Annotated in this window: 16 protein-coding genes; 4 read left to right on the forward strand and 12 right to left on the reverse strand. The window is 72.6% G+C overall.

The window, feature by feature from the left end; all coding sequences use genetic code 11:
- Nucleotides 1–4 precede the first annotated feature (4 nt).
- From ACH4K4_RS24680 to ACH4K4_RS24690, 3 genes are read right to left on the reverse strand one after another with little or no spacing between them, the layout of a single operon-like run.
- Entirely contained in the window at nucleotides 5–1,738 is a 1,734-nt protein-coding gene (locus ACH4K4_RS24680) for a SulP family inorganic anion transporter (protein ID WP_398170109.1), read from the reverse strand.
- A 5-nt stretch (nucleotides 1,739–1,743) separates the two neighbouring features.
- Nucleotides 1,744–1,965 (reverse strand): hypothetical protein, encoded by a 222-nt coding sequence (locus ACH4K4_RS24685; RefSeq protein ID WP_398170110.1) that lies wholly within the window; start codon nucleotides 1,963–1,965, stop codon nucleotides 1,744–1,746.
- A gap of 13 nt (nucleotides 1,966–1,978) precedes the next feature.
- Nucleotides 1,979–2,401 carry a hypothetical protein gene (locus tag ACH4K4_RS24690; protein ID WP_398170111.1) on the reverse strand — a complete coding sequence of 141 codons (423 nt, stop codon included), beginning with the start codon at nucleotides 2,399–2,401 and terminating at the stop codon, nucleotides 1,979–1,981.
- Nucleotides 2,402–2,586: 185 nt separating this feature from the next.
- Between ACH4K4_RS24690 and ACH4K4_RS24695 the strand changes: the two genes are divergently transcribed.
- The gene (locus ACH4K4_RS24695; RefSeq protein WP_398170112.1) at nucleotides 2,587–4,014 is read left to right on the forward strand and encodes an MFS transporter; all 1,428 of its coding nucleotides are present in this window, start codon (nucleotides 2,587–2,589) and stop codon (nucleotides 4,012–4,014) included.
- 30 nt (nucleotides 4,015–4,044) lie between these two features.
- On the opposite strand, the gene ACH4K4_RS24700 is transcribed toward ACH4K4_RS24695, so the two are convergent.
- The 6 genes from ACH4K4_RS24700 to ACH4K4_RS24725 all read right to left on the reverse strand — a co-directional run bounded on the left by ACH4K4_RS24700 (nucleotide 4,045) and on the right by ACH4K4_RS24725 (nucleotide 8,184).
- Entirely contained in the window at nucleotides 4,045–4,533 is a 489-nt protein-coding gene (locus ACH4K4_RS24700) for an RDD family protein (protein WP_398170113.1), read from the reverse strand.
- Nucleotides 4,530–5,000, reverse strand: a complete 471-nt coding sequence (locus ACH4K4_RS24705) for a hypothetical protein (RefSeq protein WP_398170115.1) — start codon at nucleotides 4,998–5,000, stop codon at nucleotides 4,530–4,532. The genes ACH4K4_RS24700 and ACH4K4_RS24705 overlap by 4 nt, the downstream gene beginning before the upstream one ends.
- 74 nt (nucleotides 5,001–5,074) lie before the next feature.
- Entirely contained in the window at nucleotides 5,075–6,373 is a 1,299-nt protein-coding gene (locus ACH4K4_RS24710) for a phytase (protein WP_398170326.1), read from the reverse strand.
- A 211-nt stretch (nucleotides 6,374–6,584) separates the two neighbouring features.
- Nucleotides 6,585–6,848, reverse strand: coding sequence for a hypothetical protein (locus ACH4K4_RS24715; RefSeq protein ID WP_398170116.1), 264 nt, complete (start codon nucleotides 6,846–6,848; stop codon nucleotides 6,585–6,587).
- Nucleotides 6,849–7,008: 160 nt separating this feature from the next.
- Nucleotides 7,009–7,869: a DUF2637 domain-containing protein gene (locus ACH4K4_RS24720; protein ID WP_398170118.1), complete on the reverse strand. Its 861-nt coding sequence runs from the start codon at nucleotides 7,867–7,869 to the stop codon at nucleotides 7,009–7,011.
- 69 nt (nucleotides 7,870–7,938) lie between these two features.
- Nucleotides 7,939–8,184: a hypothetical protein gene (locus ACH4K4_RS24725; RefSeq protein ID WP_398170119.1), complete on the reverse strand. Its 246-nt coding sequence runs from the start codon at nucleotides 8,182–8,184 to the stop codon at nucleotides 7,939–7,941.
- Nucleotides 8,185–8,667: 483 nt separating this feature from the next.
- Between ACH4K4_RS24725 and ACH4K4_RS24730 the strand changes: the two genes are divergently transcribed.
- Entirely contained in the window at nucleotides 8,668–10,032 is a 1,365-nt protein-coding gene (locus ACH4K4_RS24730; protein WP_398170120.1) for a rhodanese-like domain-containing protein, read from the forward strand.
- A 26-nt stretch (nucleotides 10,033–10,058) separates the two neighbouring features.
- Here the strand turns inward: ACH4K4_RS24730 and ACH4K4_RS24735 are convergent, their stop codons facing one another.
- A complete protein-coding gene (locus tag ACH4K4_RS24735) occupies nucleotides 10,059–10,337 on the reverse strand; it encodes a metal-sensitive transcriptional regulator (protein ID WP_398170121.1) in 279 nt (92 codons plus the stop codon).
- A gap of 104 nt (nucleotides 10,338–10,441) precedes the next feature.
- On the opposite strand from ACH4K4_RS24735, the gene ACH4K4_RS24740 reads away from it, so the two are divergent.
- On the forward strand, nucleotides 10,442–11,008 hold the full coding sequence (locus ACH4K4_RS24740; protein WP_398170123.1) for a rhodanese-like domain-containing protein: 567 nt from the start codon (nucleotides 10,442–10,444) through the stop codon (nucleotides 11,006–11,008).
- On the opposite strand, the gene ACH4K4_RS24745 is transcribed toward ACH4K4_RS24740, so the two are convergent.
- A complete protein-coding gene (locus ACH4K4_RS24745) occupies nucleotides 11,009–12,268 on the reverse strand; it encodes an MFS transporter (protein ID WP_398170125.1) in 1,260 nt (419 codons plus the stop codon).
- Nucleotides 12,269–12,365: 97 nt separating this feature from the next.
- Here ACH4K4_RS24745 and ACH4K4_RS24750 point away from each other — a divergent pair, with 97 nt between their 5' ends.
- Nucleotides 12,366–12,818 (forward strand): winged helix-turn-helix transcriptional regulator, encoded by a 453-nt coding sequence (locus ACH4K4_RS24750; RefSeq protein WP_398170127.1) that lies wholly within the window; start codon nucleotides 12,366–12,368, stop codon nucleotides 12,816–12,818.
- Nucleotides 12,819–12,831: 13 nt separating this feature from the next.
- Here the strand turns inward: ACH4K4_RS24750 and ACH4K4_RS24755 are convergent, their stop codons facing one another.
- Nucleotides 12,832–13,203 carry a VOC family protein gene (locus tag ACH4K4_RS24755; RefSeq protein ID WP_398170129.1) on the reverse strand — a complete coding sequence of 124 codons (372 nt, stop codon included), beginning with the start codon at nucleotides 13,201–13,203 and terminating at the stop codon, nucleotides 12,832–12,834.
- Between the last annotated feature and the right edge of the window lie 14 nt (nucleotides 13,204–13,217).

Below are 13,217 nucleotides of genomic sequence, written 5' to 3' on the forward strand. Positions count from 1 at the left end.
GCGCTCAGCGCCGTCCGGGCTCGGTGGGCGGTACGGCCGTGGTCCAGACCGCGCCGGTCGCGGCGCGGAACGCGTCGACGGCGGATTCGACGGTGGGGAAGAACCGGTCACCGCCGAAGGCATGCGTCAGCTCGTACCGTTTGAGCTTGCGCAGCACCGGGTCCTTGAGTTCGGCGAACACCAGGCGGATGTGCCGGGCGTCGAGCCCCTTGCCGAGTTCCTCCAGTACGTCGGCGGCGGTGGTGTCCACGTCGGTCACGGGCTCGGCGGCGACCACGATCCACCGGGGCGGTGGCCCGCCGTGTGCCAGGCGCAGCACTTCGTCGCGGAAGGCCTTGGCGTTGGCGAAGAACAGGGGCGCGTCGAAGCGGTGGATGACCAGCCCCGGCAGGTGCTCGGCGTCCGGGTAGGAGCGGACGTCGTGGTAGCCCTCCAGGCCCGGCACTCGCCCCAGCACGGTGTTGTAGGGCCACCACGCGCGCCGGAACACGTTGAGGATCGACAGGCCGACCGCGACCGCGATGCCGGGCAGCACACCGAGCAGCGCCACACCAAGGAAGGCCGCGATCGACAGCCAGAACTCCGCCTTGCGCCGCTGCCACAGACGTACCGTTCCCTTGAGGTCGGCCAGGGACAGCGCGGCTGTGATGACCACCGCGGCCAGCGCGGGCTGGGGCAGATTGCGGAACAGCCCGGGGAACAGCACCAGCATGAGGACGATCAGCGCGGCGCCGACGATTCCGGTGAGCTGGGTCCGGGCGCCCGCCCGCTCGGCCACGGCCGTCCGCGAGCCGCTCGTACTGACGGGGAAGCCCTGGAACACCCCCGCCGCCACGTTCGCGGCACCGATCGCGTTCATCTCCTTGTTGCCCTGGACCTCCTGCCCGGTGCGGGCCGCGAACGCCGACGCGTTGGAGATGGTGTCGGCCAAGGACACCAGCGCGATGCCCACCGCCCCCGCACACAAGGGGGCGAGATCGTCCCACGCGATGTGCGGGACGGACAGCGGAGGGAAGCCCGTCGGCAGGGTGCCGACCAGGCCGACGCCCCGTGCGGCCAGGTCGAACAGGGATGTCGAGGCGATGGCCAGCAGCACCATGACGAGCACCGCCGGCACCTTCGGCAGCCACCGCTGCAGTACGAGGATCAGTACGACCCCGCCCGCGCCCACCGCCACGGCGGCGGGCACCGCCTTGCCGTCGGCCAGCCCGCCGGCGAGACCGGACACCTCGCCGAGCAGCCCGTCGGCGTCCGTCGAGAAGCCGCACAGCTTCGGCAGCTGACCGATCAGAATGGTCAGCGCCAGACCGTTCATGTAGCCGATCATGGTGGGCTTGGAGATCAGGTCGGCGATGAAGCCCAGCTTCGCCACGCTCGCCAGGATCATGACGGCACCGACCATCAGGGCCAGCACCGAGGCGAGCGCCACGGCCCGTCCGCTGTCGCCCCCGGCGGCGGCCAGCGGCAGCACCGTCGCCGCGATCATCGGGCCGAGTGAGGAGTCCGGGCCGAGCACCAGGATCCGCGACGGGCCGAAGACGGCGTACGCCAGCAGGCACAGGACGGACGTGTAGAGGCCGTTGATCGCGGGCAGGCCCGCCAGCTCCGCGTACGCCATGCCCTGCGGGACCAGCAGCGTGGTCAGGACGACTCCGGCGACGACGTCCTTGACCAGCCACTGCCGCCGGTAGGCCGAGAGCGTACGGAGACCGGGCGCCGCGTCGCGGACCCCCCTCACGGCCCTCACGGTGCGGCCGTCGCGCCGGCGGGCTCCTCGTCCCCCGGCTTCTTCCCGGTGCGGAGCAGCTCCTGACCGACCCTCTCGTGCGTGATGCCCGCCGTGTAGCCGAGGTCGAAGTCCTCGGCCAGATCGACTTCCGGCCCCGGCCGCACCCGCAGCGGCGTGACGAGTTCCGCGATCCGTCCGGCCCACTCGTCCACCGTGCGCACCGCCCGGTCCGGCACGGGTCCGCTCCCGCTACTCGTTGATCGTGTCCCGGCGGACCACGCACAGGGCCCAGATGGTGGCCCCGTACAGCGCGATCAGGGTGATCGACCAGACCGGGTAGTAGGGGATGGTGAGGAAGTTGACGATGATCAGCAGTGCCGCGATGCCGATGGCGAGGACCCGGGCCCAGGTGGCCGCCGAGAACAGGCCCAGGCTCACGACGACGGCGACGGCACCGAAGCCCAGGTGGATCCAGCCCCAGCTGGTCAGATCGAACTTGAACACGTAGTTCGGAGTGTTGAGGAAGACCTCGTTCTCGGCGATTGCCATGATGCCCCGGAAGAGGTCGAGCACACCGGAGATGAACAGCATCACGGCAGCGAAGATCGTCAGGCCGCTCGCGGCGGCCATGGCTCCTGCCGAGCGGTGGTGCGGGCTGGTCGTGGTGGCCATGACAGGCCCTCCGTCTCCGAGGCGGGTGCGGATTGCCCCCGCGTCGGCGCCGACGATGCCCCGGGCGCCGGGGCACGTCGTCACCCCCGGCGGGTGACGACGCGCGATCATCCGGCCGGGACGATGAACGGCGCCCGGCGGACGGTCCGCACGTACGCCGGGCAACAGCGATCGGAGGCGAGACGATGGCCGTACCGCCCGCTCCCACCGGATCGGGGACCCGCGGACGCGCGCCGGGCACACCAGGGCAGGTGCTGCTGCCGCTCGCGCTCGCGCAGTTCATCTGCAGCTTCGCCGGCTCCAACATGAACGTGATGATCAACGACATCAGCGAGGACCTCGACACCACCGTGCAGGGGGTACAGCTCGCGATCACCATCTTCCTGCTGGTCATGGCAGCCCTGATGATCCCCGGCGGCAAGCTGACCGACCGCCTCGGCCGCAAGCGGTGCCTGGTGGCCGGTCTCGCCGTCTACGGCGTCGGCGCCCTGCTCAGCGCGGCCGCGCCGGGCCTCGGCGTCCTGGTCCTCGGCAACTCGGTCCTCGAAGGCGTCGGCACGGCACTGCTCATTCCACCGGTCTACATCCTCACCACGCTGTACTTCACGGAAGCCACCGCCCGCGCCCGCGCGTTCGGGGCGATCATGGCGATGGGCGGCATCGGCGCGGCCGCCGGCCCGCTGATCGGCGGGCTCATCTCCTGGGGGCTGAGCTGGCGGGCGGCCTTCGTCTTCCAGGCGCTGGTGGTCGTGGTGATCGTGGTACTGAGCCGCCGGATCGACGATCCGCTGCCCCCCGACCCCACGCGCCCCTTCGACACCGTCGGCGCGGTCCTGTCCGCCGCCGGCCTGGTCCTCGTCGTCGCCGGCATCCTGGCCGCCGACGACAACGGCTGGCTGATGGCGGGGCTGCTCCTGCTCGGAGGCCTCGTCCTGGCCGGGTTCTTCCGGTGGATACGGGCGAAGGAGCGCGCCGGTGCCGAACCGCTGCTGTCCACGAGCCTGTTCCGCGACCGCACGTCCAACCTCGGCCTGCTCACCCAGCACCTCCAATGGCTGATCCTCATGGGAGTGTCGTTCGTGGTGGCCGCCTACCTCCAGGTCGTACGCGGTTACGACGCGGTCCGGACCGGAGTGATCTTCACGGCGGCCACCGCAGGCCTGCTCGTGGCCTCGCTCGCCGCCGAGCGCTTCGCGAAGCGGCGCGCACCGCGGACCCTCGTCATGACCGGCTTCGCCGTGACGGCCGTCGGCATCGCCACGCTCCTCGCCATGGCGGGCGACTCGTCGAACGCGTGGGCGAGCGCGCCCGGACTGCTCATGATCGGCCTGGGGCTCGGCGTGATGCTGACCCCGTCGGTGAACATCGTGCAGTCCAGTTTCCCCGAGGAGCGGCAGGGCGAGATCTCCGGCCTGTCGCGCAGCGTGTCCAACCTCGGGTCCTCGCTCGGCACGGCGGTCGCCGGCACCATCCTCGTCGCCGACCTCGCCTTCGGCTCGTACGCCGCCGCGCTGATCGTGCTGGCGGTCATCGGGTGCGGCGGCTTCGTCGCCGCCATGCTGCTCCCTCGGCAGCCGGCCGCCCGCGCCGGAGCGGCGAAGTCCGCGACCTGAACCCGTTGCCGGGCGAGGCCGGGCGCCGCCTCACGGCCGCGCCCGCCGGACCCGCCTGCCGTACCAGTCGTACACCACCGCACTGCGCACGACGGCATCGGCGACGGACGCGTCCCGCCTGCTCAACGGCACCCAGAGCAGCCCCAGTGGCAGCACGACGCACAGCGCGGCCCTGAGCAGGGCGCGGCCGGCCCGGAGCCGCCGTCCCGAGCGGTCCGCCACGCGCACTCCCATCAGCCGGCCGCCCACGGTCGTCCCCGTCGTCGTCCACCCCAAGGCCAGGTATCCGACGGCGAGCGCGAAGCCGAGGGAACCGGTGAGCCAGTCCGACGGTCTCGGCACGGCGAACGGCGGCCCGAGGACCAGCAAGCGGACGGCTCCGAAGCCGAACCCGGCCAGTACGGCGATGCCGAGCACCACGAGAGTGTCCGCGACGGCTGTCAGGGCGCGGGTCACCAGCCCCGCGGTGCGGCCCTGGAGCTGCCGGGAGGGTCCTTCGGCGGACGCGGCAGGCGTCACAGGGGTGTCCGGCCGGTACCGTCGCGTCGTAGCAGCCGGTCGGTGAAGGCGTCCACCAACCGGTCGGCACGCGCGCTCCGCAGCCGTACGGCGTCCCGCGCCTCGGCGGTCATGCCGCCGCCCGTGTCGCGGACGATCCGGCCGATGTCGATCTCTTCCAGCACCTGCCGGGTGAGCGCGGCCACATCGACCCGGTCCAGCACGGCGTCGAGGTCGACGCGCCGCGCGATCCGTTCGACGTCGACACGGTCGGCGACGCGGTCCACGTCCACCCGGTCCGCCACCCGGTCCACGTCCACCCGGGACACCAGGTCGTCCAGGTCGAGCTGGGCGACGACGGAGGCTACGAGCCGCCGCAGCGCGGCGCGCGCCACCGTGCCCACGGCGGTCGCGGCGCCGAGAGCCAGCCGCGGGCCGAGCAACAGGACGGTTTCCAGCGGGCCTTCGGCGCCGCGATGCGCAGCCATGACCGCATCGCAGCGCCGCGCGGCGGTACCCGCTTCATCCGCTACGGGTGAACCGTTCCGCCGCAGCCCGCGGATCAGTCGTCCACGGCGTCCAGCACGTCCCGGAGGTCGACGAACTTGAAGCCGGTGGACGGGCGTTCGCCGTCCTCGGGGGAGTCGTGGCCGTCCTGCACGACGAGCAGGCCCTTCGGGTACTTGGCGCCCAGCGGCGCGGCCAGCGCGGCGGCGCCGTCGCACTCCTCCGAGCCGTCCAGGGCCTTCGAGGCCGCGGTGACGCGGAAGCCGCCCTCGTACTCGTTGTCGTCGGATATCTCGCGGTCGTACGCGGCGAAGGTGTCGTCCCCCTGGCTGGACGCCAGCAGGTAGCCGTCGCCACCGGACTCGGTGACCAGCGTCAGGCCCTCCACGTCGGCCGTCAGCCGCTTGCCCCCGTAGCCGGGGTCGGCGCCCGCCACGCACTTCTCGGTGGCCGCGTCGTACGTGGCCGGTACGCCGTACTCGCGGACCCTGTCGATGAGTTCCGGCTTGCCGGTCAGGTCGGCGCGCAACCGCCAGATGCCGACGTCCTCCTGCCCCGCGTACAGCGTGCCGTCGGCCGGATCGACCACCATGCCCTCGACCTGCGGGAGTTCGCCGGGCTCGGCGCAGGGCGACCAGGACCTGCCGTTCGGCAGGCGGAAGGAGGCGGGGAGATCCAGGGTGCGGACCTTGCGGTAGCCGACCGTGCCGCCGGGGCCGGGAACCAGCTCCAGCAGGGCGAGGGTCGTCCGCTCGCGGCGGCTGACCAGGGCGTACGAGCGGCCGGTGGCCTGGTCGGTCCAGGTGGCCAGGCCGTATGCGGTCCGCTGCTCGTCGATCTCCTGCTGGGAGGAGGAGAAGACGGGCGGGGCCGCCGGGTCCGTCACATCGGTGAGTGGGCCGCCGGCGCGGTCGCGGTCGATGCGGTAGAAGCGCAGCCGGTCGTTGCCGCGGTCGCTGGTCACCGCCAGGTCGGCGCGGCCCGAGGACAGCCGCAGGCCGTGCACCAGGTCGACGTTGTTGAACCGGCCGGGAGCGTGGCCGCCGCCGGGTGCGGCGGGTGCGGGCAGCGACTGCACCTCGCGGGCGTCCAGGTCGTAGACCCGCAGACCGCCCTGTTTGGCGGTGGCGACCACCAGGCTGCGGCCCGGGTCGGCGGCGTTGCGCCAGATCGCCGGGTCGTCGGCGTCGGCCTTGCCGCCGGCCGCGTCGTCGTGCAGCGCCGCGGTCTCGGCGCGCGGCGTGACGGCGGGCAGCGCGCCGAGCGGTGCGGCTCCGGCCGGGAACGGCACGGCCGTCAAGAACGCCGCGAGGGCCGTGGCGAGCGTGAGCGATGCCGTTCGGGTGCTGCGGATCGAGGGCACGAAGACTCCTGGTGTCGGTCGTCGGGTGGCCGGGGGGCCGGAAGCGTGCAGCGGTGATGGTGCGTGCTGCGGATGACGACTTACCAGTGGGTAACGTGTCCGGGACGTGAACGGGCAGGCAAAATGGCCGCCTTGCCGCCGCCGGAGCGGTGCAGGCGGCCATCGGGCCGCGGCCTCGGGAGGCCGGCGGTACCGGCGGACCTCAGCCGTTGAGAAGGGAGACGGTCAGGGCCGCGGCCATGGCGAGGACGGTGAAGCCGACCAGTACGGTGCGGGCCCTGCGGACCCACATGGGCAGCAACGCTCCGTCCTTGGGATCCACTCGCTCGTCCGGGCCGGTCCTGGGGTGCACGATCACGAAGTACAGATCACCGCCGTCGCCGGAACGGCCGTCGTCACGGCTGCCCCGAAGGGCGGCACCACCCGCGCCCGGAAGGATCCGTGCCCGGCCGGGCCCCGCTCCCACTCGCCATGTTCCACCGACATCCGACCTCAACTCCATTGGGAACTCCTGGGATCAACCGACTGCCCAACAATCCGGGTGCGCCAAACACGCTCCGTGTCCGTCCGGTCCGGCCCCGCCGCCCTGCCCGCCCGCTCCGGCCGGTACGGGCTCCGCCGCGGCCTCACCGGCCCGGACGCTGGCGGTGGATGCCGCGGGTGAAGTGCGCGTGCCGGCCGGGCGCCACCGGGGGCGTGGGCAGGTCGAGTTGGCGTACGAGCTGGTGGAAGCAGAGCACGATGGTGGCCGGCGGCAGGGCGGCGACGGTGATGCCGGCCGGGGTGGTGGGGGCGTTGACGACGCTCAGCGCCATGGCGACCGCGGCGAAGAGCACGACGACGCACCAGGCGTGCAGGCTGCGGCGCCGGTGGGTGCGGGCGCGCAGGATGGACAGGGTGCCCGCGATCCAGGGGCCGTAGACCAGGAGGGGCCAGAGCTGGGCGACGCCGGGCGGAGCGGCGTCGGCCGCCACGCGGTACAGGGGAGGGTAGGAGGCGGCGGCGCCCAGCGCGCTGACCGTCACCACGATGCTTCCGGTGGCCAGTACGCAGGCCCGCCCGGCCGCCCGCCGCCACGACCAGCCGTTCCCCGCGGGCCGTTCGCGCGCGGCGCGCACCGGGGCGGCCTTCCGGTGCCGGGCCGCCGTGCGCGGCTCCTGCTCCCCGTCCGCCCGCGCGTCGGCGACGGCGGGCTGCTCCGCGGTGACCAGCAGCCGGGCCAGCTCGGCGTCCAGGTTCTCCAGTTCGGCCGGGTCGTAGCCGAGGTCGGGCAGCGCGTCGTCGGGCTGGTCGCGGAACAGCGGGCCGCGGACGAACCCGGGCGCCTGCGGCTGCGGGTCGCCGGGGTGGAACTCCGTGGCGGGCTCCGGCGGAAGGCCGGTGGGGAAGCCGGCTTCCCGGTCGTCGGGGTCGCCGGTGATCTGGTGCGGGACCCAGTAGGCGTCGACGACGGGTTCGAGGAGGAACAGGATGGGGGGTTCGTACACAGCGGGCTCTCTGTGCGGATGAGGGACGACGGCGGTGGCGCGGCAAGCGGTACGGGTGCGGTGTGCGTGTCATCGCCTCCGGGGAAGCGCGCCGGGCGGCGGCCACAAGGCCGTTCTGACGCGGGCCAGTTCGAGCACCAGCCCGACGAGCAGGTCGGCCGAGTGCTCCAGGCGGACGTAGCGGCCGCCGCCTTCCAGGCAGTACGCCGTGGACATGGCGGTGGGGGCGGGAGGTGTACAGGACGGCGCCGGTTTGAGGACCCATCCGCCGAGCCGCTGGACCGGCAGGACATGCGCATCCGTGGCGTCACACATGCCCGTCAAAACGAACAACCGGAGTTAAGAGAAACGGCTCGTACGCGACATTGAGACTATGTAGGTAGCAGAGTCTCAATACTCATAAATAGGGCAAGTGTGGAAGTGGGATGACGTGTCGAAGATACGGCCAGACCGGTGAGGAGGGAAGGGGCCGGATGGCGCGGGCCGCCGACCTGCCCGGCTCTGCTGCCGGTCGAACGCCGGCGCGGGGGCAGCGCGCAGGGTCGAGCCCGGACGCGGGGGGCCGGGGCGTGTCGTTGATACGACCGGCAGACAATCGCTGGTGCGGCGCCGGCGCAACCGGGTGCCAGGAGGTGTCGGCGGGTTGACGCGAGCGCCGGGGGCGCGCGGCGGTCGTACCGGCGGATCGCCGCACGGATCGTACGCATGTCCGGATGTGTGAGCTCCGAAGGGGTACCCGGCGCAGCAGGGGGCACCGCGACTCGCAGCGGTACGCAGACGCAGGGAGGATCCGCAGCCGTGTTCTTCGTCGACACCCTGGAGTTCGAGGGTCTGGGCAATCGCAGCTACCTGGCCGGAGGTGCCGATGCCGCGGTCGCCGTCGACCCGCAGCGCGACATCGACCGGGTCATGGCGGCCGCCGTACGGCGAGGGGTGCGTATCGCCTTCGTGGCCGAGACGCACGTGCACAACGACTACGTCACCGGCGGCCTGCACCTGGCCCGCGTCACCGGCGCCCGCTACCTGGTGCCCGCCGGCGCCTCGGTGTCCTTCGCGCGCACGCCGGTCGCGGACGGCGACACCATCGGCGTGGACGAGGGCTTGGTGCTGCGCGCGACAGCCACCCCGGGGCACACCCCGCACCACACCTCCTACGTCCTGGAGGAGGGCGGGAGAGCGGTGGCCGCCTTCACCGGCGGGTCGCTGCTGATCGGTACGGTCGGCCGTCCCGACCTGGTCGAGCCGCGCCTGACCGGGCGACTGGCCCGCGCCCAGCACGCCTCCGCCCACCACCTGGCGGACACGCTGGACGACGAGGTGCAGGTGCTGCCCACGCACGGTTTCGGCAGCTTCTGCTCCTCCTCCCAGGCCGAGGGAGAGACGACCACGATCGGCAAGGAACGCCGGAACAACGACGCGCTGATCCTGGACGCGGACACCTTCGTCGCCCGCATGCTCGACGGGCTGGACGACGTGCCCGCCTACTACGCCCACATGGGTCCGGCCAACGCCGCGGGGCCCGCACCGGTGGACCTCACCCCGCCCGAGCCCGCCGACGCGCGGCAGATCGCCGCCCGGCTGGCGGCGGGGGAGTGGGTCGTCGACCTGCGCCACCGCGTCGCCTTCTCGGAGGGGCACGTGGCCGGTTCGTACAACTTCGAGGGCGAGGGCAGGCTCGCCACCTACCTGGCCTGGCTGATTCCCTGGGGCAAGCCCGTCACGCTGCTGGCCGAAACGCCCGAGCAGGTGGCGCGCGCGCAGCGGGAACTGGTCCGGGTGGGTATCGACCGTCCGGCGGCCGCCGCCACCGGTGACCCGGCCCGGTGGGTCGGTGAAGACGGCGCGCTCGTGTCCTTCCCGCGCGCCACGTTCGCCGATCTCGTACCGGTGCGCGAGCGCGGCGAGGAGGTCGTGGTGCTGGACGTGCGGCGCGACTCCGAACGCGCCGACGGGCACATCGCGGGCTCGGTGCACATCCCCGTCCACGAGCTGTACGGCCGTCTCGCCGAGGTGCCCGCCGGAACCGTCTGGGTGCACTGCGCGGGCGGCATGCGCGCCGCCATCGCCGCCTCTCTTCTGCACGCGGCCGGCCGGGAGGTGGTCGCGGTGGACGACGGCCTCGGCGCCGCCGCCGGGGCCGGACTCGACGTCACGGACACCTGATCCCGGCCGCCCCTTGCTCCCGCCCGTCAGGCCAGGGACAGGAACAGCTTCTCCAGTCTGGCCCGCAGCCGGTCCCGGTCGCCGGCCGTGCGGGTGCCGTCGGCCACGCAGTGCTGGAGCCCGGTGGCGATGATCGCGAAGCCCGCCCGGTCCAGCGCCCGCGACACCGCGGCCAGCTGGGTGATCACATCCTCGCAATCCCGGCCGTCCTCGATCATCTTGATGATTCCGGCGATCTGCCCCTGAGCCCGCCGCAGCCGGTTGAGCACCGACTTCAGCTCGTCGGCAGCCAGCTCCATTTCCATACGTCCTCCTTCGGGAACCGCCAACCCGGGAATGAATACCCCCGGGGGTACCTTAATCTCATCGGGGTATCCGTCCCGGACCGTACGAAAGTGAGCAGATCAGCATGACCGCCCTCACCGCCGTCCAGCCCGCCGAGGCTGCCGCCCGCCTGCACTCCTACACCGTCGTCGACGTGCGCACGCCCGGCGAATACGCCGCGGGCCACCTGCCGGGGGCCCACAACGTCCCCCTCGACCGCCTCCGCAGCGCCCTGCCCGCCCTCAAGTCGGCCGCCACCCGCGGAGAACTCCTTCTCGTCTGCGCCTCCGGCAGCCGCTCCGCCGCCGCCCACGCCGAACTGGCCGCCGCCGACATCCCCGCCACCACCCTCACCGGCGGCACCACCGCGTGGACCGGACAGGGCCACCCCGTACACCGCGACCCGACGGCCAAGGCCGTGTGGCCCATGGAACGCCAGGTGCGCCTGGCCGCCGGCTCCCTCGTCGTCCTCGGCCTCGCGGCCGGCACGCGACATCCCCGGGCCCGCTGGCTCGCGGCCGCCATCGGCAGCGGCCTGGTCTTCTCCGCCGCCACCGACACCTGCGGCATGGCCGCCCTCCTCGCCAAGCTGCCCGTCAACCGCCCCCGCACCGACGACTTCGACGCCACCGTCGCGGCCCTGAGTGGGTAGTCAGCGAGCGGCCGTCCCGGCGGCGGGGCCCGGGACGCGGTGCCGGGTGAACGCCCACAGCACGAGCCCGAGGCAGCTGAACGCGGCGCCCAGTACGCATACGGCGCCCCAGCCGGCCGCCGTGTAGAGGGAGGTCGCGGCGATGGCGCCGGTGGCGCTGCCGATCGCGTAGAAGACCATGTATCCGCCGATCAGGCGGCTGCCCGCGGCCGGGTGCAGCGCGTAGATCAGGGACTGGTTGGTGACGTGGACCGCCTGCACGGCGAGGTCGAGAAGGACCACCCCCGCGGCCAGCGCCCAGAGCGAGCTGCGGGTGAAGGCCAAGGGCAGCCACGAGGCGGCGAGCAGCGCCAGGGCGACGCCCGTGGTCCGCTGGGAGAGGCCGCGGTCGTTCAGACGGCCCGCCACGGTCGCGGCCAGGGCGCCCGCGACACCGACCAGTCCCAGCGCCCCGATCGCGCTGTGGGGCAGGAAGTACGGGGCCTCGCTGAGCGGCAGTGCGATGCTGCTCCACAAGGTGCTGAAGGCGGCGAAGACCAGCAGACCGAACAAGGCCCGGAGCCGCAGGAGCCGTTCCCGTGCGAACAGGGTGAGCGTGGAGCGCAGCAGCTGTCCGTAGCGCAGGGCTGCGGGCGAAGTGTCACTGTGGCGCGGCAGCACTCGGTACAGGACCAGGGCGAGCAGAGCGGTGAGCGACGCCGAGGCGAGGTAGACGGAGCGCCAGCCCGCGAGGTCGGCCATGAGGCCGGAGGCGGTGCGGGCGAGCAGGATTCCGATGACCACGCCGCTGGTGACCAGGCCGACGACCCGTCCGTGCCGGTCGGCGGGGGCCAGGGAGGCCGCGAAGGCCACAAGCGTCTGGGTGACGACCGCGAGAAGCCCCGTCGCCGCCATGCCCGCGAGCAGGGCCGCCGCCGTGCGGGCGGTGGCGACCACGGTCAACGCCACCACCAGCAGCAGCAACTGCGCCACGACGAGCCGCCTGCGGCCGACGACATCGCCCAACGGCACGAGGAAGAAGAGCCCCAGTCCGTATCCGACATGCGTGAGGGTGACCACGTTGCCGACAAGTGCCGGGCTCATGGCGAGGTCGCCGCCCATGGTCACCAGGAGCGGCTGGGAGAAGTAGACGTTGGCCACCGCGGCCCCGCAGGCGACGGCGAACAGTATGACGACGCCGCGGGACAGGGCGGACGCGGCGCCGCCTTCCCCGCTCCGGACCTCGGTCCGCCGTGTCGCGGCCTCGCTGTTGCGGGGCATCGGCACCCCTCCCCATTCATGGTTGCAACTTGCTACCAGGTGGCGAAGGTAGTCCCATTGGTAGCATGTTGCAACCGCTACGAGAATGGGGACCGCCATGGTGACCAGGACACGCTTCGACGACAGTGAATGCCCCGTCGCCCGGTCGGTGGACGCGATCGGCGACTGGTGGTCCCTGCTGATCGTGCGCGACGCCTTCGACGGAAGCCGGCGCTTCGGCGAGTTCCAGCGCAGCCTCGGCGTGGCCAAGAACATCCTCACCGCGCGACTGCGCACCTTGGTCGCCGGCGGTGTCCTCGAATCCGTCCCCGCCGCGGACGGCAGCGCCTACCGCGAGTACGTACTGACTCCGAAGGGCAAGGCGCTCTTCCCCGTCATCGTGGCACTGCGGCAGTGGGGCGAAGCGAACTTCTTCGCCCCCGGCGAACCCCACTCACAGTTGGTCGACCGCCGAGAGGGACATCGCCTGCGCACACTGGAAGTGCTGTCAGCGGACGGGCGGCGGCTGGACCCCGACGACACCACCGTCCACAAGGTCTCCGACCGGTGATCCGGGCCGGAGGTCACCCGCGGCCGGTGTCGATGACGCAGAAGCGATTGCCCTCGGTGTCGGCGAGTACGACGAAGTCGGCGTCGTCCGGGTACGCGTCCCAGTCGACGCGTTCGGCTCCGAGGGAGACCAGCCGTGCCACTTCGGCTTCCTGGTCGGCGGCGTCACCGGCGTACAGGTCGAGATGGACTCTCGGGTGGTCCTGCACGGGCGTCGTGCTGCGGCCGATGGCCAGGCCCGCTCCGGAGCCGCCGGCCGGCACCAGGATCGTCCAGTCGTCCGTCACCGTCCCGTCACGGGGGACGTAGTCCAGAGCCCGGGTCCAGAACTCCGCGGCGCGCCGGACGTCGGAGGCGCCCAGCACTGTCGTTCCGATGCTCAGCATCCGGCGATTCTGGC

The sequence above is a fragment of the Streptomyces sp. NPDC017529 genome (assembly GCF_044329785.1).
Taxonomy (GTDB): domain Bacteria; phylum Actinomycetota; class Actinomycetes; order Streptomycetales; family Streptomycetaceae; genus Streptomyces.

What these genes read in the sequence shown, in the direction of transcription:
- ACH4K4_RS24745 (WP_398170125.1), bottom strand. Translation starts at nt 12,268, where the DNA reads ATGCCCCGCAACAGCGAGGCCGCGACACGGCGGACCGAGGTCCGGAGC.
- ACH4K4_RS24695 (WP_398170112.1), top strand. Translation starts at nt 2,587, where the DNA reads ATGGCCGTACCGCCCGCTCCCACCGGATCGGGGACCCGCGGACGCGCG.
- ACH4K4_RS24725 (WP_398170119.1), bottom strand. Translation starts at nt 8,184, where the DNA reads ATGTGTGACGCCACGGATGCGCATGTCCTGCCGGTCCAGCGGCTCGGC.
- ACH4K4_RS24735 (WP_398170121.1), bottom strand. Translation starts at nt 10,337, where the DNA reads ATGGAAATGGAGCTGGCTGCCGACGAGCTGAAGTCGGTGCTCAACCGG.
- ACH4K4_RS24750 (WP_398170127.1), top strand. Translation starts at nt 12,366, where the DNA reads ATGGTGACCAGGACACGCTTCGACGACAGTGAATGCCCCGTCGCCCGG.
- ACH4K4_RS24705 (WP_398170115.1), bottom strand. Translation starts at nt 5,000, where the DNA reads ATGGCTGCGCATCGCGGCGCCGAAGGCCCGCTGGAAACCGTCCTGTTG.
- ACH4K4_RS24755 (WP_398170129.1), bottom strand. Translation starts at nt 13,203, where the DNA reads ATGCTGAGCATCGGAACGACAGTGCTGGGCGCCTCCGACGTCCGGCGC.
- ACH4K4_RS24740 (WP_398170123.1), top strand. Translation starts at nt 10,442, where the DNA reads ATGACCGCCCTCACCGCCGTCCAGCCCGCCGAGGCTGCCGCCCGCCTG.
- ACH4K4_RS24690 (WP_398170111.1), bottom strand. Translation starts at nt 2,401, where the DNA reads ATGGCCACCACGACCAGCCCGCACCACCGCTCGGCAGGAGCCATGGCC.